Origin of the sequence: Stenotrophomonas sp. GD03777, assembly GCF_029842485.1 — a bacterium.
GTDB classification, from domain to species: Bacteria; Pseudomonadota; Gammaproteobacteria; order Xanthomonadales; family Xanthomonadaceae; genus Stenotrophomonas; species Stenotrophomonas sepilia.
Genome location: NZ_JAOCGL010000017.1, coordinates 1 through 20,901, shown reverse-complemented (window position 1 = coordinate 20,901; position 20,901 = coordinate 1). Strand labels below are relative to the sequence as shown.

The 20,901-nt window shown below is 66.9% G+C and carries 19 protein-coding genes; 4 read left to right on the top strand and 15 right to left on the bottom strand.

Annotated features, from left to right (window positions below; all coding sequences use genetic code 11):
* Positions 1–83: 83 nt before the first annotated feature.
* The 8 genes from N5E02_RS06305 to N5E02_RS06270 form a co-directional block, all read right to left on the bottom strand.
* Positions 84–1,487 (bottom strand): mannose-1-phosphate guanylyltransferase/mannose-6-phosphate isomerase, encoded by a 1,404-nt coding sequence (locus N5E02_RS06305; protein ID WP_164230059.1) that lies wholly within the window; start codon positions 1,485–1,487, stop codon positions 84–86.
* 11 nt (positions 1,488–1,498) lie between these two features.
* A complete protein-coding gene (locus tag N5E02_RS06300) occupies positions 1,499–2,845 on the bottom strand; it encodes a phosphomannomutase (RefSeq protein ID WP_164230057.1) in 1,347 nt (448 codons plus the stop codon).
* An 88-nt stretch (positions 2,846–2,933) separates the two neighbouring features.
* Positions 2,934–3,326 (bottom strand): GtrA family protein, encoded by a 393-nt coding sequence (locus tag N5E02_RS06295; RefSeq protein ID WP_049465333.1) that lies wholly within the window; start codon positions 3,324–3,326, stop codon positions 2,934–2,936.
* Complete coding sequence (locus N5E02_RS06290) at positions 3,323–4,609, bottom strand: NAD(P)/FAD-dependent oxidoreductase (protein WP_279946076.1); 1,287 nt, start codon at positions 4,607–4,609, stop codon at positions 3,323–3,325. The genes N5E02_RS06295 and N5E02_RS06290 overlap by 4 nt, the downstream gene beginning before the upstream one ends.
* Positions 4,610–4,611: 2 nt before the next feature.
* Entirely contained in the window at positions 4,612–5,571 is a 960-nt protein-coding gene (locus N5E02_RS06285; RefSeq protein ID WP_204324509.1) for an NAD-dependent epimerase/dehydratase family protein, read from the bottom strand.
* Entirely contained in the window at positions 5,568–6,305 is a 738-nt protein-coding gene (locus N5E02_RS06280) for an SDR family oxidoreductase (protein ID WP_053505585.1), read from the bottom strand. The genes N5E02_RS06285 and N5E02_RS06280 overlap by 4 nt, the downstream gene beginning before the upstream one ends.
* 2 nt (positions 6,306–6,307) lie before the next feature.
* Positions 6,308–7,612: an FAD-binding oxidoreductase gene (locus N5E02_RS06275; protein ID WP_065179130.1), complete on the bottom strand. Its 1,305-nt coding sequence runs from the start codon at positions 7,610–7,612 to the stop codon at positions 6,308–6,310.
* Positions 7,612–9,054, bottom strand: a complete 1,443-nt coding sequence (locus N5E02_RS06270; RefSeq protein ID WP_081280926.1) for a UbiA family prenyltransferase — start codon at positions 9,052–9,054, stop codon at positions 7,612–7,614. Before N5E02_RS06270 ends, N5E02_RS06275 begins: the two co-directional genes overlap by 1 nt.
* A gap of 171 nt (positions 9,055–9,225) precedes the next feature.
* On the opposite strand from N5E02_RS06270, the gene N5E02_RS06265 reads away from it, so the two are divergent.
* Together N5E02_RS06265 and N5E02_RS06260 are read left to right on the top strand one after the other, a co-directional pair.
* On the top strand, positions 9,226–9,957 hold the full coding sequence (locus N5E02_RS06265) for a CoA transferase subunit A (RefSeq protein WP_065179132.1): 732 nt from the start codon (positions 9,226–9,228) through the stop codon (positions 9,955–9,957).
* Position 9,958: 1 nt separating this feature from the next.
* A complete protein-coding gene (locus N5E02_RS06260; RefSeq protein WP_065179133.1) occupies positions 9,959–10,591 on the top strand; it encodes a CoA transferase subunit B in 633 nt (210 codons plus the stop codon).
* 38 nt (positions 10,592–10,629) lie between these two features.
* Here N5E02_RS06260 and N5E02_RS06255 read toward each other — a convergent pair whose 3' ends face one another.
* The gene (locus N5E02_RS06255) at positions 10,630–12,678 is read right to left on the bottom strand and encodes a glycoside hydrolase family 99-like domain-containing protein (RefSeq protein ID WP_065179134.1); all 2,049 of its coding nucleotides are present in this window, start codon (positions 12,676–12,678) and stop codon (positions 10,630–10,632) included.
* Between the two features lie 118 nt (positions 12,679–12,796).
* On the opposite strand from N5E02_RS06255, the gene N5E02_RS06250 reads away from it, so the two are divergent.
* Positions 12,797–13,384 carry an alpha-ketoglutarate-dependent dioxygenase AlkB gene (locus N5E02_RS06250; RefSeq protein ID WP_279946075.1) on the top strand — a complete coding sequence of 196 codons (588 nt, stop codon included), beginning with the start codon at positions 12,797–12,799 and terminating at the stop codon, positions 13,382–13,384.
* A gap of 75 nt (positions 13,385–13,459) precedes the next feature.
* Here the strand turns inward: N5E02_RS06250 and N5E02_RS06245 are convergent, their stop codons facing one another.
* From N5E02_RS06245 to N5E02_RS06230, 4 genes are read right to left on the bottom strand one after another with little or no spacing between them, the layout of a single operon-like run.
* Positions 13,460–14,101, bottom strand: coding sequence for an ABC-type transport auxiliary lipoprotein family protein (locus N5E02_RS06245; protein WP_065179136.1), 642 nt, complete (start codon positions 14,099–14,101; stop codon positions 13,460–13,462).
* The gene (locus N5E02_RS06240) at positions 14,098–15,024 is read right to left on the bottom strand and encodes an MlaD family protein (protein ID WP_005415199.1); all 927 of its coding nucleotides are present in this window, start codon (positions 15,022–15,024) and stop codon (positions 14,098–14,100) included. The genes N5E02_RS06245 and N5E02_RS06240 overlap by 4 nt, the downstream gene beginning before the upstream one ends.
* 3 nt (positions 15,025–15,027) lie before the next feature.
* Positions 15,028–15,855, bottom strand: coding sequence for an ABC transporter ATP-binding protein (locus N5E02_RS06235; protein ID WP_061480218.1), 828 nt, complete (start codon positions 15,853–15,855; stop codon positions 15,028–15,030).
* Between the two features lies 1 nt (position 15,856).
* Positions 15,857–16,978 carry an ABC transporter permease gene (locus N5E02_RS06230; RefSeq protein ID WP_279946074.1) on the bottom strand — a complete coding sequence of 374 codons (1,122 nt, stop codon included), beginning with the start codon at positions 16,976–16,978 and terminating at the stop codon, positions 15,857–15,859.
* A gap of 92 nt (positions 16,979–17,070) precedes the next feature.
* On the opposite strand from N5E02_RS06230, the gene N5E02_RS06225 reads away from it, so the two are divergent.
* Positions 17,071–18,330, top strand: coding sequence for a threonine/serine exporter family protein (locus N5E02_RS06225; RefSeq protein ID WP_046428410.1), 1,260 nt, complete (start codon positions 17,071–17,073; stop codon positions 18,328–18,330).
* Positions 18,331–18,439: 109 nt separating this feature from the next.
* Here the strand turns inward: N5E02_RS06225 and N5E02_RS06220 are convergent, their stop codons facing one another.
* A complete protein-coding gene (locus N5E02_RS06220) occupies positions 18,440–18,823 on the bottom strand; it encodes an H-NS histone family protein (RefSeq protein WP_005415203.1) in 384 nt (127 codons plus the stop codon).
* A 224-nt stretch (positions 18,824–19,047) separates the two neighbouring features.
* Positions 19,048–20,751 carry a proline--tRNA ligase gene (locus N5E02_RS06215; RefSeq protein WP_065186252.1) on the bottom strand — a complete coding sequence of 568 codons (1,704 nt, stop codon included), beginning with the start codon at positions 20,749–20,751 and terminating at the stop codon, positions 19,048–19,050.
* Positions 20,752–20,901: the final 150 nt, after the last annotated feature.

Here is a 20,901-nt window from a genome sequence, read left to right as displayed (position 1 = left end):
GCCCGGCGATGCAGCGCGGCCGGGCCGATCAGGAACGGGTCAGAGCCCGCTGCGCAGCAACGGGTTCCGACCCCGGGCAAACCTCAGCTGCGCCCGTAGGTATCCTCGAAGCGAACGATGTCATCCTCGCCCAGGTAGCTGCCCGACTGCACTTCGATCAGTTCCAGCGGCAGCTTGCCCGGGTTGCGCAGGCGGTGGGTCACGCCCAACGGAATGTAGGTGCTCTGGTTCTCGCTGAGCAGGATCACTTCATCGCCACGGGTCACCTCGGCGGTGCCGCTGACCACGATCCAGTGCTCGGCGCGATGGTGGTGCATCTGCAGGCTGAGCGTGCCACCGGGCTTGACCGTGATGCGCTTGACCTGGAAGCGCTCGCCGTTGTCGATCGAATCGTAGGCGCCCCATGGGCGATAGACCTTGCGATGCCAGGTGGCCTCGCTGCGGCCTTCGGCCTTGAGCTGTGCCACCACGGTCTTGACCTCCTGCATGCGGTCGGCCTGGCCCACCAGCACCGCATCGTCGGTCTCGACCACGATCACGTCATCAAGGCCGACCATGGCCACCAGGCGCTGGCCGTAGGCATAGGTATTGCGGCAGTCGATGGCGATCACGTCGCCCTGGTGCGCGTTGCCATCGCCGTCCTGCTGCGAGACGTCGCGCAGCGCAGTCCACGATCCGACATCGTTCCAGCCCGCATCCAGTGGAATCACCACCGCGTCGGCGGTCTTCTCCATCACCGCGTAGTCGATCGAATCGGACGGAACGGCAGTGAAGGCGTCCTTGTCCAGGCGGGTGAAGTCGGCATCTCGGCGCGCCTGCTGCCAGGCCTGGCGGCTGCCAGCCAGCATCGCGGGCTGGAAGCGTTCCAGCTCCTGCAGGTAGCGCGAGGCCTTGAACAGGAACATGCCACTGTTCCAGTAATACTGGCCGCTGCTGACGTAGCCGGTCGCGGTGTCCAGGTCCGGCTTCTCGACGAAGCGCTCGACCGCGCGCAGGCCCTGGCCATCGGCGGCCTTGATGTAGCCATAGCCGGTTTCCGGGCCGGTCGGCACGATACCGAAGGTCACCAGCTTGCCGGCCTGGGCAGCGCCGGCCGCCGCCTGCACGGCGCTGCGGAACGCAGTCTCGTTGGTGATCACGTGATCGGAGGGCAGCACCAGCAGCAGGGCGTCGGCACCGTCGCGGGTGGCCTCCAGCGCGGCCACCGCGATCGCCGGGGCCGTGTTGCGGCCGACCGGCTCGAGGATGATCGCGGCCGGCTCGGCGCCAACCTGCTGCAGCTGCTCGGCGGCGACGAAGCGATGCTCTTCGTTGGCGATCACCAGCGGTCCGCGCGCGGCGATCGGCGCGACACGCTTCCAGGTGGCCTGCAGCATCGTCAGTTCACCCGCCAAGGGCAGGAACTGCTTCGGATACGCCTCGCGCGACAGTGGCCACAGGCGGGTACCGGATCCACCGGACAGGATGACGGGCTGGATGCTGCTCATGCGTTCCTCGGTTACTGCTGGATGAGGCGGGAGATGTCGTCGGTGCGCGCCTGCATCAGCGCGGCATCGCCCCGGGCTTCAACATTCAGGCGCAGCAGCGGCTCGGTGTTGGAGCTGCGCAGGTTGAAGCGCCAGTCGCCGAAGTCGGCACTGATGCCATCGGTGTGGTCCAGGGTGGGCGACTGCGCCGCGAAGTGCTCCATCACGCGCGCGACAGCGGCCTTTGCATCGGTGACCTTGAAGTTGATCTCGCCGCTGCAGGGGTAGGCCGCCATGCGGTCTTCGACCCAATCGGCCAGCGAGCGCCCGCTTTCGGAAACCAGCTGGGCGATCAGCAACCACGGGATCATGCCGGAGTCTGCATAGGCGAACTCGCGGAAGTAGTGGTGGGCGCTCATCTCGCCGCCGTACACCGCGTCTTCGGCGCGCATCTTTTCCTTGATGAAGGCGTGGCCGCTCTTGCACTGCACCGGTACGCCGCCGGCCTGTTCGACCATGTCCACGGTGTTCCAGACCAGGCGCGGGTCGTGCACGACCTTGCCGCCGGGGTTGCGCGCCAGGATTGCCTTGGCCAGCAGGCCGACCAGGTAGTAGCCCTCGATGAAGCGGCCGGTGTGGTCGAAGAAGAAGCAACGGTCGAAGTCACCATCCCAGGCAATGCCGAAATCGGCGCCGTGTTCGCGCACCGCGTCGGCAGTGGCGGCGCGGTTCTCCGGCAGCAGCGGGTTGGGAATGCCGTTGGGGAAGCTGCCGTCCGGTTCGTGGCAGATGCGGATGAATTCGAACGGCAGGTGCGGTGCCAGCAGGTCGACGATGGCACCGGCGCCGCCGTTGCCGGCGTTGACCACCAGCTTCAGTGGGCGCAGCTTGCCAGCATCGACATAGCTCAGCAGATGCTGGATATACGCGCTCTTGTCGTGCCGGGCGCTCTGCGCGGCACGCGGCGGTTGCGCCTCGGACGTGTCGGCGGCGACCGCATCGGAAATCGCGAACAGGCCGGTATCGGAGCTGATCGGCCGCGCGTTCTCCTTGACCAGCTTCATGCCGTTGTAGTCCATCGGGTTGTGGCTGGCGGTGACCATCACGCCGCCGGCCGCGCCCAGATGGTCGGTCTGGAAATAGACTTCTTCCGTGCCGCACAGTCCGATGTCGATCACCTCGCGCCCGGTACCGCGCAGGCCTGCGGCCAATGCATCCTGCAGCGCGGGGCTGGTCAGGCGCACGTCGTGGCCCAGTACCACCGGGCCCGGTGCAAGCTGCGCCGCCAGCGCCACGCCGATGCGGCGGGCCAGATCTTCGTTCAGTTCTTCCGGCACGCGGCCGCGGATGTCATAGGCCTTGAAGGCGGGCAGGGGCATCGATCGGGATCCTGGGTGAGGTCAGCGCCGTAGTTTACGGCCATGGATGTGTGGGAAGCGTTTTCCGCAAACGGCACCCCGGGAGCAGTCATCGGAACGACAGGTACTTGTGGCCGAAGTAGCTGGACACCACTGGCACCGCCACGCCCACCACGTGGGCGATCTCCAGGCGCAGCACGTCCACGCCCAGCCATGGCAGCAGGTGGTAGGCCAGCACGGTGGAAACCAGCCATGTCTGGGCCACCGCGAACAGGTTGACCAGCACGAAGTAGAACGCCGAGTGGTGCAGGGGCCGGGTGCTGCCGGAAAACACCAACCAGCGGGTCAGCACGAAGGCGGTGACCATGCCGGTGAGGTAGGCGGCGATGATCGCCGGGGTGAACGGCATCCAGTGGCTGTACAGCATTCGCGACAGGATGTTGGCCAGCGCAGCGATGCCGCCGGCCAGCAGGAACAGCAGGAACGGGCGGGACAGGGTCACGCCACCGCCTCGCGGGCCATGGCACGCCCGAAGCCGATGCTCTCGGAGATGCCGCGGTCTTCGGGGTAGTAGTGCGAGGTATCGGCCACCCACAGTCCTTCCACCGGCAGCCGGCGCGGCGGCTGCCGGTCCAGGAAGCCCGGCTCGCAGATCGGCTGCGCGTGGCGGTAGCGGCTGACCCGCACGTCGATGAAGTCATCCGCGCCCAACTGCGGATTGATCATGCACAGGTAGCGGCGGACCTTGTCGGCGAACACGTCGTCGCTGTCGCCATAACGCTCGTGCTCGCCGGGCATGTAGAACGGCACGTAGACGATATGGGCATCCATCGGGCGCAGGTTGGTGTACTCGACGATGCCGGGGATGTCCATGTCCGGGTCGTTGGTGTTGACCCAGAAGTTGGCCGAGACCGGCCTGCGCAGCTTGGCGATCACGCAGACCACCGCAATGTTGTTCAAGGCGCGGAACTTCGCCAGGATGGACTCCGGCAGGTCCGGCGCCAGGCGTGGCACGAACGGCAGCGGTACCGTGGAAATGACCTTGTCGAAGGTCAGATGCTCGCCGCCGACCTGGACACCGCGTACGCGGCCGTCCTCGATCACGATGCGTTGCACCGGGCTGGACAGCCGCACCTCGCCACCATGGCGCAGGATGTCCGCATGCAGGGCATCGAGCAGGGTGGATGAACCGCCTTCCAGATACCCGAGCTTTTCGCGCATCAGGCTGTAACGGGAGCGCCCGATGCGCCGGATCCGGCTCCAGATCCAGGCCGCGGACAGGTTGCCGGCATAGTCGTAGAACTTGTAGTCGAACAACCGGCGCCACAGCGTTTCGTAGGCTTCGGCGCCAACCCAGCGGCGGATCCAGGAGGAGGCTTCAACGTGGTCCAGCGGGCGCCAGTTGTTGCGACGCGTGCACAGGAAAGCATGCAGGCCGTAACGGATCTTCGCCATCATCCCCAGGCCCCTGAAGCGCAGCAGGGCGATCGGATTGCCCCATGGCTGCAGGCGCTTGCCGAACCAGTAGCCCATGCGGGTCTCGGTCCAGCGCATGCGTTCGCCCAGCCCCAGCTCGTCGAGCACGGTCAGGAAATCGTGATCGGAGGTGCAATGGAAATGGTAGTAGCGTTCGATCGGCATGCCGCCGAAGTCGAAGCTCGCGGTCATTCCGCCAACCCGGTCATCGGCTTCGAATACCACGGGCTGATGGCCGTCGCGGGCCAGCTGGTAGGCCACGGCAAGGCCCATCGGGCCGGCGCCGAGAACGGCGATGCGCTCGCTCATGATCAGAACTCCAGGGCGATGTCGCCGTACTCGGGGTCGTTGAAGGTGGCGTCGATGGCCTGCGCGAAGGGCGTCGGCCGTACGTTGAAGATCGAAGGCCAGTCGATGACTTCGAACTCATCATGGGCCACCAGTGCCTGCAGCTGCGCCGCGGTGAACGGTGGGTCGCGGTCGAACAGCGCCCAGGTCCTCAGCAGCAGGTGGAACAGGCGGTAGGGGATGTGCAGCAGCAGGGTGCGGGCACGCGTGCTGCGCTTGATCTGGCGGATGATGTCGATGTAATCGACCTTCTCCAGGCCGGTGATGTTGTAGCGCTGGCCAGCAATGCGCGAGCGCAGGCAGCTGGCGATGATGGTGGCGAAATCGCCGGCATACAGTGGCTGGCGCATGTAGCGTCCATCGCCAGGAATCGGAAATACCGGAACCCTGCGCATGAAGCGCGACAGCCATCCCAAGTGCTTGCGGTCGAACCAGCCGAACATCAGGGTCGGGCGCAGGATGACCGCAGGGATGCCGCGCGCGGCGACCCGTTGCTCCTGCTCACGCTTGGTGCGGGTGTAGTCGTCATCGGCCACCGAACAGACCACCGAGGAGCTGACGTGCACCGTGTAGGGCACGGCGTGACGCTCGATGGCATCGAGGATGAGGTCGGTGGCAGTGATGTTGTTGCGCACGAATGGCAGAGGATCGGTGCCGCCGATCTGCGCCTGCAGCATCACCACGGCGTCGGCACCAGCGAAATGGCGCTCCCAGGTGCCCGGCTCTGCCAGGTCGGCGTGTTCGGTCACCACATCCGGATGCAGACGCGCGAGTACCTCGAGATTGGCAGCGTGCTTGTCGATCACCACCAGTCGGCGGTAGCCCTGGCGCTTGAGGATGGCGACCAGGTTCTGGCCGACCAGGCCGGCACCACCGGGAATGATGATCTTCTGCTCCAGCTCGGAGTCCGTTGCAGTGCTCACAGCGAGATCCTGTTGAACAGGGCCTGCGGCAGCAGGCGGATCACCGTCATGATCAACCGCCAGAAGCCCGGGGCATACAGCACCGGGGTGCCGCGCCCGATGCCGGCGACGATGCGGCGCGCGACCTGGTCCGGCGTTGCCCACAATGGGCCCTTGCGCAGGTGGGCCGTCATCGGCGTGTCGACGAAGCCCGGACGAATGTCGACCACCGCCACGCCCTGCTTGGCCAGGCGTTGGCGCAGGCCACTCAGGTAGGTACTGACCGCAGCCTTGGCGGCGCCGTAGACGTAGTTGCTCTGGCGGCCGCGGTCGCCGGCCACCGAAGTGATCACCGCCAGCGTGCCGCTGCCGGCGTCGGCCAGCCGATTGGCCACAGGCCCCAGCAAGGCCAGCGTCGAGCTGCCGTTGGTGGCGAACTCGGCCATGCAGGTTTCCACCGAGGCCTCACACGCTGCCTGATCGGGCAGCGTGCCATGTGCAACCAGCACCACGTCCACCCGCCCCAGCGCCTGCCAGGCCTGCGCCAGCAGCTCGGCGTGGGCGGCCAGATCGTTGATGTCCATCGAAGAAGTGTGCGTGGCGCGTGCACCGCGCACGCGCAGGTCGTCGGCGATGGCGGCGAGCCGTTCGGAACGGCGAGCAACCAGGAACAGCGCCGCGCCGCGTGCGGCATAGCGCCGTCCGACGGCTTCGGCGATCGCGGACGTGGCGCCGATGATGAGGACGTTCTGCATGCTTACTCCGTCACCCGGCGCCAGAAGCCGGACGAGAAACGTGGATCGATGAATCGGCTGAAGTCCTGCCAGCGCGGGTACGCCTGCTGGAATGAGGCGGCGGTCATCCGCGCATCCTTGGCCGGGTACTGGGCACCGTCGGCGGCATCGACGATCTGGTCCAGGCGCCGCAGCAGGGCCCACAGTGCCTCGCCGGTATTGGGGAAGTCCAGGGCCAGGGTGGTACCCGGGCGCGGAAAGGACAACATGCCAAGGGACGGCCGCGTACCGAACTGCTTGAGCACCGCCAGGAACGAACCCTGGCCACTGCGGGCGATTTCCTGCAGCAGGGCGGGAACTCCATCCGCGGCCGCGTGCGGTGGCAGCACGCACTGGTACTGCACGAAGCCAGCCGGACCATACATCCGGTTCCACTGGCTGATGCCATCAAGCGGATAGAAAAAGGGCAACAGGTGTGAGACGTGGCGCCGGCGTTGCGCCGGCTGGCGCCAGTAATAGAGCGTATTGAACGGGCGCAGAGTGAGCCGGTTGACCAGTGATATCGGTGGTATCAGCGGCATCGACCACTGCCGCCGGGGCGTGGCTGGACGTTCGTCGGCCGGCTGCGCGGCATGGTTGGCACGGGTGAAATGCCCGCGGCCGAGGGCGCGGCCACGTGCCAGGCAGTCGATCCAGGCCACGCTGTACTCGTGGCTTTCGCTGCTGTCCTGTGACAGCGCAAAAAAATCTGCCAGGCTGGAGAAACGGATGGTCTCCACCTCCAGACAGCTGCCCGGCACGCGGCGCAGCAGCAGCTCGGCGTGGGTGATCACTCCGGTCAGGCCAAGCCCACCGAGGGTGGCTTCGAACCAGCCGTCGCCATTGCCAGGACGGCACACGTGGCGTTCGCCGTCGCTGCGCAGCAGCTCGAAGGACAGCACGTGGTGACCGAAGCTGCCGGCCAGATGATGATTCTTGCCATGCACATCATTGCCGATCGCACCGCCCACGGTGACGTGACGCGTGCCTGGGGTAACCGGAAGGAACCAGCCTTGCGGCAGAACGAGCGCGATGATCTCACCCAAGGTGACGCCAGCTTCGCACTGCAGCCGTCCGCTGGCCGGGTCAAAGGCGATGAAGCGGTCCAGACCGCGACATTCCAGCAGGGTGGCCCCCGGATTCTGGCAGCTGTCGCCATAGCTGCGTCCGTTACCATGCGGCAACGCAGTGCCCTCGAAGGTTGGCAGCGTGGCGAGCCGATCGTGCACCCTGATCAGCGACTGTGGCGCGCGCGGATACCGCCCCCAGGAATGCGCGTCGGCCCGCATCAGATCGCCACCAGGGCAAACCCGGCGCACAGCACGGCCACCACCTGGCTGGGCCGATCCGTGGCGGCAAACACGATCGGGTCATCGTGCATGTTGCCGCGATGGGCTATCACCCAGGCGCGGCTGACCCAGTACAGCAGGACCGGGCAGATGAACCACAGCAGCTTCGGGTTGCGGTACAGCTCCACGCTATCGGGGCTGTTGATGTACAGCGCCATCACCAGCACGGCGCAATAGCCGGCGGCAGCGCCCAGCGACTGCAGCAGCGGCAGGTCTTCCACGCCGTAGCCACGGCCGTTGGCGCGGGTCTTGCCACGTGCCAGCACCGCGTGCAGTTCGGTATAGCGCTTGAGCAGAGCCAGCGAGAGGAAAATGAACATGCTGAAGGCCAGCAGCCAGAACGACAGTTCCGCACCGATGGCCACGGTTCCGCCGATGATGCGCAGGGTGTAGAGGCTGGCCAGCAGCACCACGTCGAGCATGACGATGCGCTTCAGCCGCAACGAATAGGCGACGGTCAGCACGTAGTAGCCCGCCAGCACTGCGGCGAATGCCGGGCCGCAGGCCAGTGCAACGGCCAGCCCGCACAGCGTCAGCAGCGGGCCCGCAATCAGGCCGTGCAGCAGCGGCAAGCGGCCGGCAGCAAAAGGGCGATGGCGCTTGCGCGGATGGCGGCGATCTGCATCAAGGTCGAGCAGGTCGTTGAGTACATAGACGCCGGAGGCGCACAGGCTGAAGGCCGCAAAGGCCAGCAGCGCATCGGCCACTGCCGGTGCTTCCAGGAAGCGGTGGGCGGTCAACAGCGGAACGAACACCAGCAGGTTCTTCAGCCACTGGTGCGGACGCAGTGCCTTCAACCACGCCTGCGGCCTGGACGGTGCAGGCCAGTGCCCCAGTACCTGCGTGCGTTGCGCTGCGGCGCCCGCCAGTGCGCTGCCGTTGTTGACCACCCAGGCACCTGCAGCGCGGGCCCAGACCACCAGATCGACCGTGCCATTGCCGGCGTAGTCGAAACCACGCTCGCCGAAGGCATCCACCAGGGCCTGTGCCTTGTGCGTGCCGGACAGGTTGCGCTGGCCATCGCTGGCGATCACCTGCTCGAACAGGCCCAGGTGTGCGGCGATCGGCGCGACCAGCAGCTGGTCCGAGGCGGTACACAGCACCCGCGGGCGCTGCGCCGTGTCGCGCAGCAGTTCCAGAACTTTCGGGTTGTAAGGCAGGCGGCGTGGATCGATGGTGACGCGTGCAGCGATCTGCCGCTTCAGTGCGGCCTTGCCCTGCAGCAGCCAGAACGGCAGCAGGAACAGGTACAGCGGATTGCGCGCCAACAGCACCAGCAGCGATTCATACAGGAGGTCCGTGTCCAGCAGCGTGCCATCCAGGTCCACGCACAGGGCGCGGTCGTGGGCTGCAGGAGAGGGGGCAGGAGGCGCTGGGGGCATCGTTCGCGGGCTGACGCGGCGGGATCGTCCATTGTATCCGCGTTGGGGCATGGGCCAGAAAGCGGCATCCCGGCCCCGGGCCGCTGCATCCGCGCGGTTTGCTGCGCCGCAAACCCGTCGGGTGCAGGCCTGCGGCTAGAATGCGCTTATCCATTCGCAGGTACTACAGCAATGCAGCAATCGACTTCCGGCGGAAAGCGCGGCAAGCGCTTCGCCAGTGCGGCGGAGGCCCTGCAGGGGGTGGTCGCCGATGGGCAGACCCTGGCCGTGGGCGGCTTTGGCCTGTGTGGCATTCCCGAGGCGCTGATCGCTGCGCTGCGCGACAGCGGCGTCAAGGGCCTGACCGTGATCTCCAACAATGCCGGCGTCGATGGCTTCGGCCTGGGCCAGCTGCTGGAAACGCGGCAGATCAAGAAGATGATTTCGTCCTACGTGGGCGAGAACAAGGAATTCGAGCGGCAGTTCCTGGCCGGCGAGCTGGAGCTGGAATTCAACCCGCAGGGCACCCTGGCCGAGCGCCTGCGTGCCGGCGGCGCGGGCATCCCTGCGTTCTTCACTGCCACCGGCTATGGCACGGTGGTGGCCGAGGGCAAGGAAACCCGCGCGTTCGATGGCAAGCACTACGTGATGGAGACCGCGTTGCGCGCCGACGTGGCACTGGTCAAGGCCTGGAAGGCCGACGAGGCTGGCAACCTGGTGTTCCGCAAGACCGCGCGCAACTTCAACCCTGCCTGCGCGATGGCCGGCAAGGTCTGCATCGTGGAGGTTGAAGAGGTAGTGCCGGTCGGCGCCATCGACCCGGACCAGGTGCACCTGCCGGGCATCTACGTGCACCGCATCGTGCACAACCCGCATCCCGAGAAGCGAATCGAACAGCGCACCATCCGCGCGGAGGGCAACTGACATGGCGTGGACCCGCGATGAAATGGCGGCCCGTGCCGCCCAGGAACTGACCGATGGTGCCTACGTGAACCTGGGCATCGGCCTGCCGACCCTGGTCGCCAACCACATTCCCGAAGGCGTGGACGTGTGGCTGCAGTCGGAGAACGGCCTGCTCGGCATCGGCCCGTTCCCGACCGACGCTGAAGTCGACGCCGACCTGATCAATGCCGGCAAGCAGACCGTCACCGCACGTGCGGGCGCCAGCTACTTTGGCAGCCACGACAGCTTCGCGATGATCCGTGGTGGACACGTCAATCTGGCCATCCTCGGTGCCATGCAGGTGACCGACAAGGGCGACCTGGCCAACTGGATGGTGCCCGGCAAGATGGTCAAGGGCATGGGCGGCGCGATGGATCTGGTGGCCGGCGTGCAGCGCGTGGTGGTGCTGATGGAGCACACCGCCAAGAACGGCGAGCACAAGATCCTGGCCGAATGCACGTTGCCGTTGACCGGCGTGGGCGTGGTCGACCGCATCATCACCGATCTGGCCGTGTTCGACGTGACTGATAAGGGCCTGCTGCTGGTGGAGGCCGCGCCGGGTGTCAGCGATCAAGAGCTGAAGGAAAAGACCGGCGTTGCGTTCCAGCGCGACTGATCGATACGGGCGAGGGGGCGCGTTGTGCCCCCTCCATGTCAGCTGCGTCGGGCGTAGGCGTACTCGTCGCTGCTGGCATCGGCCTCGCCGAGGCAGGCTGCGGCTGTCGTGATGCGCAGTCCAGCGTGTTCACAGCACGCACCCAATACACGTTCAACGGCATGGGCCAGCGTACCATCGATCTGGCCCTGCTCGATGTCGAATGCGCTGCGATACAGGTGCGCGTCCAATAATGGGCGCAGGGCCTGAAGCCGCCACCAGCCCATACTGCCGGCGCCGAATCGACCGGTGTCCACGGGGGGAGGCAGTCCAAGCCGCGCCTGCAGCCGTGCCAGTAGGGGGCCATTGCCACCGACGAATTCGGCAACGGGAAGCAGATGCCCTTCGGCCACCACCATGCCCAGTCCGGGGTCGGCCTGGAAGGCGGCAAGGATGCGTGCGGCGCGTCCGCCCTGTACCAGCCGTTGCAGTAGTTCCTGCCGCCATTGGTCGCCATCTGCGCGATGGGTTGAGCGTTTCGTGTGCAGTTTCAGCACCACTTCGTGCCCTGCCTGGAGGAGCCGTTCGGCGACCTCCAGGAACGGCAGGATGTCGCGACCGTGATTGTCCACGGCCACCACCTCACCCTCAAGTCCGTGTGCCACCAGGGCCTGCCGAACCTGATCGATCTGCGTTGCCGGCGTGGTCACTACGATTGTCCAGTCCAGTGCTGCCTCGCGCAGCGCGGACAGCACCTCCGGCAGCGTTTCCAGGTACCAGGCATGGAGATGTACTGCCGGTGCCGGACGCGGTGCCGGCGCCGGCAACAGCGCCTCACGGGTGGCCTGCAGCCAGGCATGGCCGAGGCGGGCATCCGGTTCCAGCACGGCACCTTCAGCCCACTCGTTCCAGGCGTTTATGAACACCAGTCGCTGCGCCTGCGGTGCTGCGGAGAGGCGTTCATGGATCGTGGTGCGCAACCAGTCACGGTAACCACGTGGTGAAGCGTGCAGGTACACGCGGCCGCGACCGGAACGTCGGGCCTCGTTGTCCCAACCGGGGTTGACCCCGGGATAGAGCGGGTAATCGGGCAGCGGACGGGCGGCGATTCCGCTGGCCAGTTCGCGCCAGTCGCGCACGTCGCCATTGAAGTCGGGATTGAGCAGCCACTGCTGCGCCGAAAGTGAGCGCGGATTACTCATGTTGGGCGGGAACTCGACCGCCGCATCGAAGCCGATGTCGCGCGGGTCGGGGCGCTCGAAGCCCTGGACGTAGGCCAGGTGGATCTCGCCTACACCGTTGTCGCGGCACCAGCGGCGCCAGCGCTCGGTAGTCGCACTGGCGTCGGGCAGCAGGTTCGGGCGATAGACCAGCAGCATCGGCCGCCCCTCGACCTTCAATGCACGGCGGTCGCGCAGGTAGGGCGCGACATGTGCGATGAAGGCCAGATCGTCCTCAGCGCTGTGCTGCTGGCCGATCAGGATATCGTCGTCGCGGCCGTCCCAGCGTCGCGCCCAGTTTTCATTGGCCCAGCACAGGCAGAACTGCAGTTCGATGCTGTCGTCGGCCAGCCATTGGCGCAGCGGGTCTTCCATCAGCGTGCGGCCGCTGAACCAGTAGTAATAGAAGCAGAACGCGCCGATGCCATGCTCGGCGGCAAGCTGCGCCTGGTCACGCATCACCTGCGGGTTGCGCAGGTCATAGAAACCCAGATCGGCCGGAAGCCGCGGTTGGATGTGGCCTTCGAACTGTGGCAGCGCTCGGGTGACGTTGCGCCATTCGGTGAAGCCCTTGCCCCACCAAGCGTCATTCTCTGGGAAGGTGTGGAACTGCGGGAGGTAGAACGCGACCAGCGTGGCGGGCATCGGCTCCGGCAGCGCGGCCTTCTGGTGCCGGCGGTAGCCGATCGCGGCCTCGTCGGCGCGCCAGCGCAGTTGTGCGCTGGCCCGCAGCCCGCCCGTGCCCTGCTGTCCCTTCGGTGGCGGGGGCACCCAGTCGCCGTGCCGGGCCAGCCAGCGGGTACGCAGGCGGTCGCGCTGTGCCTGCGACAGCGGCAAGGCGCGGAACACGGCGCGCAGCAACGGGAACAGTGATTGACGCACGCTCATCGGGCGAGTACCCGCAACAGGTGGCAATCGGACGGTATCGGCATCTGGGCAACGGTCATGGAGCCATTCTCAGTGCTGGCGACGATGACGGCAAACGCCGCCGTGCTAGCGTGTGACCATGCTGTTTCCCCATGACCTGCCCGACGCCGACGTCCTGCACCTGCCGGGATGGCTGGCTGCTGCCGACGCCGACCGGCTCATGGGGGCGCTGCAGGCCGACGTGCGGTGGGAGGTCCACCGCATCCGCATGTTCGGCAACTGGGTGGATTCGCCGCGGCTGAGCTGCTGGATCGGCGACCCGCAGGCGCGCTACCGCTACTCCGGTGCCGAGTTCGTGCCGCATCCGTGGCCGCCTGTGTTGCAGGCCGTGCGCGAGCGCCTGCGGGCCGAAGGCTACGGCCGCTTCAACAGCGTGCTGCTGAACCGCTATCGCGGCGGCGGCGACTACATGGGCTGGCACAGCGATGACGAGCCGGAGCTGGGGCCGGCCCCGGTGATCGCGTCGCTGAGCCTGGGTGCGGCGCGCCGTTTCCTGCTGCGCCGACGCGACGATCCGGCGCGCAAGGCCGAGTTCGTGCTTGGCCATGGTGACCTGCTGCTGATGGCCGGGCAGACCCAGCGCTTCTACCAGCACGCGTTGCCGAAGATGACGCGGGTGCAGGGCGAGCGCATCAACCTGACGTTCCGCTGGATTACCCCACGTTGACGAAGAAGGGGTCAGATCCCTTTCCGGCAGGAAAGGGATCTGACCCCGCAACCACGTGCCCGGCGAATGCGGAGATCAGCGTGCAACGTTCGGCTGGTCGGCCTGGCCGCTGGTCAACGTCCAGCCCACCATGTCCTGCGCCAGCTGCTGCAGGCCACGTTCGAAGGCCGCGGTCACCGCCGGTACGTCGGTGCTGCCGACCGGCTGCGCCTGGCGGAAGGTGCGGTCGGCTACCACGCGCTGGTCGGCGACATGGATCAGCTTGGCGTTGACCTCGATCACCACGGTCGGCGTGGCCTGGCCCTGGTAATCCGATTCGAAGCGGCGCACGTCGGTGGACAGCTTGTAGTCGGCGCGGATGCCGGCAGTGCTGCGGGCCACGCCGCGGATGCGGCCGGAATCCTCGAAGCCACGCAGCAGGGTGTCCTCGATCATGTCGGTGGCCGGCTGCGCCCAGCTGGCCCCTTTGTAGATCTCAAGCTGGGAGGGTGTCGGCCGCACATTGATGCGCGGGCTGTCGACCATGCGCGCGGCGCTGGGCTTGGCCAGCACCAGCTGCCAGCTGGCCTGCGGCCATGCCGGGTCCGCCTTGACCTGCACGGACGGCGAGTACAGCGTCACCGCGGTTTTCTCGCTGCTGCCGAGGATGGAGCAGCCGCCCAGCAGGGTGACCATCGAAGCGGCCAGCAGCAGGCGCGGAAGGGTGGTCGGGCTCATTTGGGTTCGAACTCCTTCGGTGCGTCGCGGCCCAGCAGGTAGCGCGCGGGGTTGTTCTCGAGGCGGTCGCTGACCCGGCGCAGGTCGCGGATCAGGCCGCGCAGTTCGGTCAGCGTCGGGCCCAGCTGGCCAAGGCCATCGTTGGCAAAGCTGTTGATCGCGGCGCGGTTCTCGCCAAGGATCGAATCGGCGTTGCCGGCGGCCGAATCGAGCTTGGCCAGGGTCGTGTCGAGCTTGTCGATGATGCCGGGCAGCTGCTGCACCAGGTTCCTGTCCAGGCGCTCGATGGTGCCGTTGGTGGTCTTCAGCGTGGTGTCCAGGCTGCGGGCGGCATCGCGCGCGCTGAGCAACAGCGCCTGCGTGCCCTGGTCACGGTCGGCCAGGCCACCGCTGATCGTCTCCAGGTTGGCCAGCGTCGCGTTGATCGAGGCCACGTTGCGGTCGCTGAGGATCTGGTCCATGCGCTCGACGATGCGGTTGGCCACGTCGGTGATGTTCTGCAGCGCCGAGGGCGTGGTCGGGATGATCGGTGCCGGGTCCTTGTTGACCGTGGTCAGCGCCGGCGACTGCGGCGTGCCGCCGCTGAGCTGGATGATCGAAGGGCCGGTCAGGCTGGTGATCGCCAGCTTGGCGCGGGTATCGGTCTTGACCGGCGTGTTGGAGTTCAGGCGGATGCGCGCGACCACCTGGCGCGGGTCGTCCGGCACCAGGTTCAGTTCGGTGATCGAGCCCACCGCGATGCCGTTGTACTGCACCGGGCTGCCCACCGACAGGCCGGTCACCGCTTCGCGGAACACCACGCGGTACTCCTGCCAGGTGCGGTCGGAGGAGTACTTGGCCGCCCACAGGCCGAAGGCCAGCAGGGCCAGGCCGGTGATCAGGGTGAACGCGCCGATCAGCACGTAGTTGGCTTTGGTTTCCATGGCTCAGGCACTCTCGATCTGTTCGCCACGCGCGGCGCGCGCGCGGGGTCCGTGGAAGTATTCCTGGATCCACGGATGATCCAGTTTCTCGATGTCCGGCAGCGGCGCATTGGCCACCACCCTGCGGTCGGCCAGCACGGCGACGCGGTCGCAGATGGCGTACAGCGTGTCCAGGTCGTGGGTGATCAGGAACACGGTCAGCCCCAGCGCTTCCTGCAGCGTCTTGATCAGGCGGTCGAACGCCGCCGCGCCGATCGGGTCGAGGCCGGCGGTGGGTTCGTCCAGGAACAGCAACGGCGGATCCAGCGCCAGCGCCCGGGCCAGGCCGGCGCGCTTGCGCATGCCGCCGGACAGCTGCGAAGGCAGCTTGTTGATCGCGTCGGCTGGCAGGCCGGCCAGTTTCACTTTCAGCAGCGCCAGTTCGTAGTGCCAGCGCTCGGGCAGTTCGCGGTGGTGTTCCTTCAATGGAACCTGGACGTTCTCACCCACGGTCAGCGACGAGAACAGGGCACCGTCCTGGAACAGCACACCGGTATTGCGTTCGATGTGCAGGCGGCTCTCGGCGTCGTCGGCACGCGCATCGCGGCCGAGGACTTCGATCTGCCCAGCATCCGGCACACGCAGGCCGAGGATCGAGCGCATCAGCACCGACTTGCCGGTGCCGGAGCCGCCGACCACGCCCAGGATTTCGCCGCGGCGTACGTCCAGATCCAGGTCTTCGTGCACGGTCTGGCTGCCGAACCGGTTGACCAGGCCACGCACGCGGATGGCCAGTTCGTGGCCCTGGTCGTCGCGCATGTCGATGGATTCGGGGAGGGCGGATGTGCTCATGTCACCAGTCCATGTGCATGAACCACAACGCCGCGAAGGCGTCGATGATGATCACCAGCGAGATCGTCTGCACCACGCTGGAGGTGGTGCGCTCGCCGACCGACTGCGCGGTGCCCTCGACCTTCAGGCCCTCCAGGCAGCCGATCAGGCCGATCACCAGGGCGAATACCGGCGCCTTCGACAGGCCCACCAGCAGGTGCCGCACTTCCATCGTCTCGTGCATGCGCGCGATGTACATCTGCGGCGGGATGTCGAGGTCGAACGCACCGACGGTGATGCCGCCGGCCAGGCCGGCGATCATCGCGATGAAGGTCAGCAAGGGCAGGGTGACCAGCAGGGCGAGCAAGCGTGGCAGCACCAGCAGGTCGACCGGGTCCAGGCCCAGCGTACGCATCGCATCGATCTCCTCGCGTGCCTTCATCGCACCGATCTGCGCGGTGAACGCGCTGGCGGTACGGCCGGCCAGCACGATCGCGGTCAGCAGCACGGCGAACTCGCGCAGGAAGGCGATGTTGACCAGCTCGACCACGTAGATCTCGGCGCCGAAGTCGCGCAGGATGGTCGAGCCGAGGAAGGCGATCACCGCACCCACCAGGTAGGACAACAGCGCCACCAGCGGCACCGCATCCAGCCCGACCTGCTCCATCTGATGCACGGTGTCGGTCAGCCGGAAGCGGCGGGGTTCCTTGACCAGCCGCGCCGCCTTGACCAGGTTCTCGCCGAGGAAACTGCACAGGGCCTTGATGTTGTGGCCGGTGGCGTGGACGCTGACGCCCAGCCGCTCCAGCGCGGCCAGCACGCCGAAATCGCGCTTGGCCTTGGGCCGGTCATCGGCCACTTCCTCGATGGTGCACACCAGCGCCTGGTGGTCCGGGCGGAACTGCAGCGCGTCTTCGTGGAGATCGGCGCGATGGGCCACGCGCAGCACCTGCAGCACGCCGGCCGAATCGAGCTGCTCGATGCCGGTGGCATCGATGCCGGTCAGCGCGTCGGGAACGCCGCGCAGGACTTCGGCCGCGGCCAGCGCGGTCTTCAAGGTCCAGGTGCCGGACAGGCGGATCAGGCCCGGGTCGTGGGCATCCTGTTCGAGCTGGGGAGCGAGGTTCGGGGTGACGTGGGCCATTCGGGTCGCAGCATAACCGTTCTGTATCGGGCTTCGCGTCGAACTTGGATGAATTTCTCCGGCGGGCCCCAGCGTAGGTAATACTACGGCGCATGTCCGCAGATGCTCACACGATCCCCACGCCCCAGGCCACCTACGCACAGCGCGTGGCCTTTGTTTCCGAGATCGCCGGACGCCTGCACAGCTATGGCACCACGGCCCAGCGCCTGGAAACGGCGGTGGTGGCACTGGCCCGCCAGCTCGATCTGGATTGTGAACCGTGGTCGAATCCCACCGGCATCATCCTCAGCTTCAGCGATCCGGCCCAGGCGATCGGCTCCAGCGACATCACCCGCGTGATCCGCCTGGCACCGGGTGAGAACGACCTGCACAAGCTCAGCGTTGCCGACCACATCGCCGAAGAAGTGTCCAACGGGCGGATGAGCATCGCCCAGGGCCACACTGCGCTGCGCCAGCTGGACAAGGATCCGGGCCGGCGCGGCAAGCTGCGCACCATCCTGTCGTTCACCCTCGGCGCGGCGGGCGTGGCGGGCATGTGGAAGCTGCCGTGGCTGGACATCGCCACCGCCGGTGTCATCGGCCTGATGATCGGCCTGCTCGGCATGGTCACCGATCGCCGCCCGGCCACCCGCGAAGCCGCCGAGGCACTGGCCGCGCTGCTGGCCGGCATGGTCGCCACCCTGGTCGCGTCGTTCATTGGTGCGCTCAACCTCAATACGGTGATCATCGCCTCGCTGGTGGTGCTGCTGCCCGGCATGTCGCTGACCAATGCGGTCAATGAGCTGGCCAGCCAGCACTGGGTATCGGGTACCGCGCGCTTTGCCGGCGCGCTGACCACCATCATGAAGCTCAGCGTCGGCGCGATGATCGCGGTGACCCTGGCCGATGTGCTCGGCCTGGATCCGGTGATCCGGGCCGCGCGTCCGCAGGGGCCGTGGGTGGAGTGGGGCTCGCTGCTGACCGCCGCATTTGCCTTCGCGATGCTGTTCAAGGCCAATCGCCGCGATTATCCGTGGGTGATCGCCGCCTCGGTGGCCGGTTACGCGATCTCCAAGTTCGGCGGCCACGCTTGGGGCGCGCCGGCCGGCATCTTCCTGTCGGCAATGCTGCTGACCGCCGGTGGCAACCTGTTCGGTCGCCTGGTCGGGCGTCCGGGCGCGATCATCCGCCTGCCGGGCATCATCATGATGGTGCCCGGCAGCACCAGCCTGCGTGGCGTGCTGACCCTGGTCCAGCAGCAGGACGTGGGCGCCGGCCAGAGCGTGTTCCTCACCGTTCTGAACGTGGTGATGGCGCTGGTGGCGGGCCTGCTGTTCGGCAACCTGCTGATGCCGGCGCGCAAGACCCTGTAGAGCCGAGCCCACGCTCGGCTTTGCATATGGATAGCCGAGCGTGGGCGCGGCTCTACAAACAGGAAACGCCGGCTTTCGCCGGCGTTTTTTATTGCTCCCCGATCCGGCCTCAGGCCTTCTTGATCAGGAAATCTTCCGGCTTCTTGTTGCCCTTGGCGGTCAGTTCAGCCATCCAGCGCGGCTGCTTGCCACGGCCGGTCCAGGTTTCCTTGGGGTTGGCCGGGTTGCGGTACTTCGGGGCAACCTTGCCCAGCTTGCGGCCGGCGGTCTTCGACGGTGCCTTGGCGACCTTGGCCACCTTGCGCGCGCGCGGTGCCGGGGCGTCGCCGAACAGTTCCTCGATGGTGTAGCCCTCGGTCTTGGCCAGCTTGGTCAGCTGGGCGCGCACCTTGGTGATCGGCCGGCGCTTGGCGACGATGGTCTGCTGCTTCTTGGCGGTACGGATCAGGGCGCCCAGCTCGCGTGCTGACAGGCCGGTCAGGTCAATGCTCATTTACGGTTACTCCGGAAACTAATGTGTGGACGGGACAAGCCAGTCCATGGCGTCGGCGGACAGAATAGAGATGAATTAATCACAGCACAAATGCAGGCGGGTCATGGCGTGGCGGCATGCAGACGCTATCGCGGTGATTTTGACCGGATTATGTCCGCTGCAATATAGGGAAAGGCCGCGCGCCCCCAAAAAAAAAGACCGGGGCAGGCCCCGGTCTTTCCACGTCAGCCCTGCAGTCGCTGCAGCAGGGTGGCCTTGTCCAGGCTCTCCGCCTCGCTGGCGCGGCGCGCGCGGTACTCGTAGGTGCCGGCGGCCAGGCCACGTTCGCTGACCACCACGCGGTGCGGGATGCCGATCAGTTCCATGTCGGCGAACATCGCGCCCGGGCGCAGGCCGCGATCGTCGAGCGCGGCGTCCAGGCCGGCGTCGCGCAGCTCCTGCAGCAGATTGGCTGCAGCGTCGGCCACAACGGCATCGCCCTTCGGGTTGATCACGCACACCACGACCTGCCACGGCGCCATCGCGTCCGGCCAGATGATGCCGGCATCGTCATGGTTCTGTTCGATCGCGGCAGCCACCACGCGCGAGATACCGATACCGTAGCAGCCCATCGCCATCACCGCCGCCTTGCCGTTTTCATCCAGCACGGTGGCATCCAGCGCTTCGGCGTACTTGCGGCCGAGCTGGAACACGTGGCCGACTTCGATGCCACGGGCGATCTTCAGTTCACCGCCGTCCACGGCACGATCGCCGGCACGCACGTTGCGGATGTCGGCCACTTCCGGTTCCGGCAGGTCGCGGCCCCAGTTGACGCCGGCCAGGTGGAAACCGGCCTCGTTGGCGCCGACGACGAAGTCGGCCATTGCCGCCACTTCGCGATCGGCGACCACGCGGATGGCCTTGGCCGGCGCGACCGGGCCGAGGAAGCCTGGCACGCTGCCCAGGTGCTCGGCGATTTCCGCCTCGCTGGCGAAGCGTTGCTCGTCCAGCCCGGCCACCTTGGCCAGCTTGATTTCATTGACCTCATGGTCGCCACGCACCAGCACCAGCACGAACTGCTGTGCCTCGCCTTCGCCGGCGATCAGTGCCACCGACTTCACCGTGCGCTGCAGGTCGATGCCGAGCAGGGCCGCGACGTCCTCGCAGGTCTTCTGGGTGGGGGTATCCACCTTGCGCATTGTTTCGGTGGCGGCCGCACGCGGTGCCGGATCGGCGGCGATCGCCGCCTCCATGTTCGCCGCGTAGTCCGAACCGGTGGAGAACACCAGCGCGTCTTCGCCGGAATCGGCGATCACGTGGAATTCCTGCGAGGCATCGCCGCCGATCGCGCCGGAGTCTGCCTGCACCATGCGGAAATCCAGGCCGAGGCGGGTGAAGATGCGGCTGTAGGCCGACTTCATGTTCTCGTACTCGCGCACCAGGCACTCATCGTGCAGGTGGAACGAATAGGCGTCCTTCATCAGGAATTCGCGCGCGCGCATCACGCCGAAGCGCGGGCGGATCTCGTCGCGGAACTTGGTCTGAATCTGGTAGAAGTTCACCGGCAGCTGCTTGTAGCTGGACAGCTCGCTGCGCGCGAAGTCGCAGGCGGCTTCTTCGGCGGTCGGGCTGTAGCAGAACACCTGGTCCTTGCGGTCCTTGATCTTCAGCAGCTGCGGGCCGAACTTCTGCCAGCGGCCGGTCTGCTCCCACAGTTCCTTCGGCTGGATGGTCGGGATCTGGAATTCCACCGCGCCGGCCCGGTCCATTTCCTCGCGAACAATGCGCTCGACCTTGCGCAGCACGCGCAGGCCCAGCGGCGACCAGGTGTACAGGCCCGATGCCAGCTTGCGGATCATGCCCGCGCGCAGCATCAGCCGGTGGCTGGTCAGCTCGGCGTCGCTGGGGGTTTCCTTGGTGGTGTGCAGGTGGAACTGGGAGAGGCGCATCGTCGGCTTCGGATAACGGCAGAGACGTCTATTCTGCCAGCCCGGCCGGGGGGAGGGGTATCGGCAGGGCTGCGCCCTGCACCCGCCGTAGTGCCGGCCGCTGGCCGGCAACCTCAGAAGCAACAGCCGAAGCAACAGCGGGTTTCCCGT

What these genes read in the sequence shown, in the direction of transcription:
- N5E02_RS06305 (WP_164230059.1), bottom strand. Translation starts at nt 1,487, where the DNA reads ATGAGCAGCATCCAGCCCGTCATCCTGTCCGGTGGATCCGGTACCCGC.
- N5E02_RS06300 (WP_164230057.1), bottom strand. Translation starts at nt 2,845, where the DNA reads ATGCCCCTGCCCGCCTTCAAGGCCTATGACATCCGCGGCCGCGTGCCG.
- N5E02_RS06290 (WP_279946076.1), bottom strand. Translation starts at nt 4,609, where the DNA reads ATGAGCGAGCGCATCGCCGTTCTCGGCGCCGGCCCGATGGGCCTTGCC.
- N5E02_RS06280 (WP_053505585.1), bottom strand. Translation starts at nt 6,305, where the DNA reads ATGCAGAACGTCCTCATCATCGGCGCCACGTCCGCGATCGCCGAAGCC.
- N5E02_RS06275 (WP_065179130.1), bottom strand. Translation starts at nt 7,612, where the DNA reads ATGCGGGCCGACGCGCATTCCTGGGGGCGGTATCCGCGCGCGCCACAG.
- N5E02_RS06270 (WP_081280926.1), bottom strand. Translation starts at nt 9,054, where the DNA reads ATGCCCCCAGCGCCTCCTGCCCCCTCTCCTGCAGCCCACGACCGCGCC.
- N5E02_RS06265 (WP_065179132.1), top strand. Translation starts at nt 9,226, where the DNA reads ATGCAGCAATCGACTTCCGGCGGAAAGCGCGGCAAGCGCTTCGCCAGT.
- N5E02_RS06260 (WP_065179133.1), top strand. Translation starts at nt 9,959, where the DNA reads ATGGCGTGGACCCGCGATGAAATGGCGGCCCGTGCCGCCCAGGAACTG.
- N5E02_RS06255 (WP_065179134.1), bottom strand. Translation starts at nt 12,678, where the DNA reads ATGAGCGTGCGTCAATCACTGTTCCCGTTGCTGCGCGCCGTGTTCCGC.
- N5E02_RS06250 (WP_279946075.1), top strand. Translation starts at nt 12,797, where the DNA reads ATGCTGTTTCCCCATGACCTGCCCGACGCCGACGTCCTGCACCTGCCG.
- N5E02_RS06245 (WP_065179136.1), bottom strand. Translation starts at nt 14,101, where the DNA reads ATGAGCCCGACCACCCTTCCGCGCCTGCTGCTGGCCGCTTCGATGGTC.
- N5E02_RS06240 (WP_005415199.1), bottom strand. Translation starts at nt 15,024, where the DNA reads ATGGAAACCAAAGCCAACTACGTGCTGATCGGCGCGTTCACCCTGATC.
- N5E02_RS06235 (WP_061480218.1), bottom strand. Translation starts at nt 15,855, where the DNA reads ATGAGCACATCCGCCCTCCCCGAATCCATCGACATGCGCGACGACCAG.
- N5E02_RS06230 (WP_279946074.1), bottom strand. Translation starts at nt 16,978, where the DNA reads ATGGCCCACGTCACCCCGAACCTCGCTCCCCAGCTCGAACAGGATGCC.
- N5E02_RS06225 (WP_046428410.1), top strand. Translation starts at nt 17,071, where the DNA reads ATGTCCGCAGATGCTCACACGATCCCCACGCCCCAGGCCACCTACGCA.
- N5E02_RS06220 (WP_005415203.1), bottom strand. Translation starts at nt 18,823, where the DNA reads ATGAGCATTGACCTGACCGGCCTGTCAGCACGCGAGCTGGGCGCCCTG.
- N5E02_RS06215 (WP_065186252.1), bottom strand. Translation starts at nt 20,751, where the DNA reads ATGCGCCTCTCCCAGTTCCACCTGCACACCACCAAGGAAACCCCCAGC.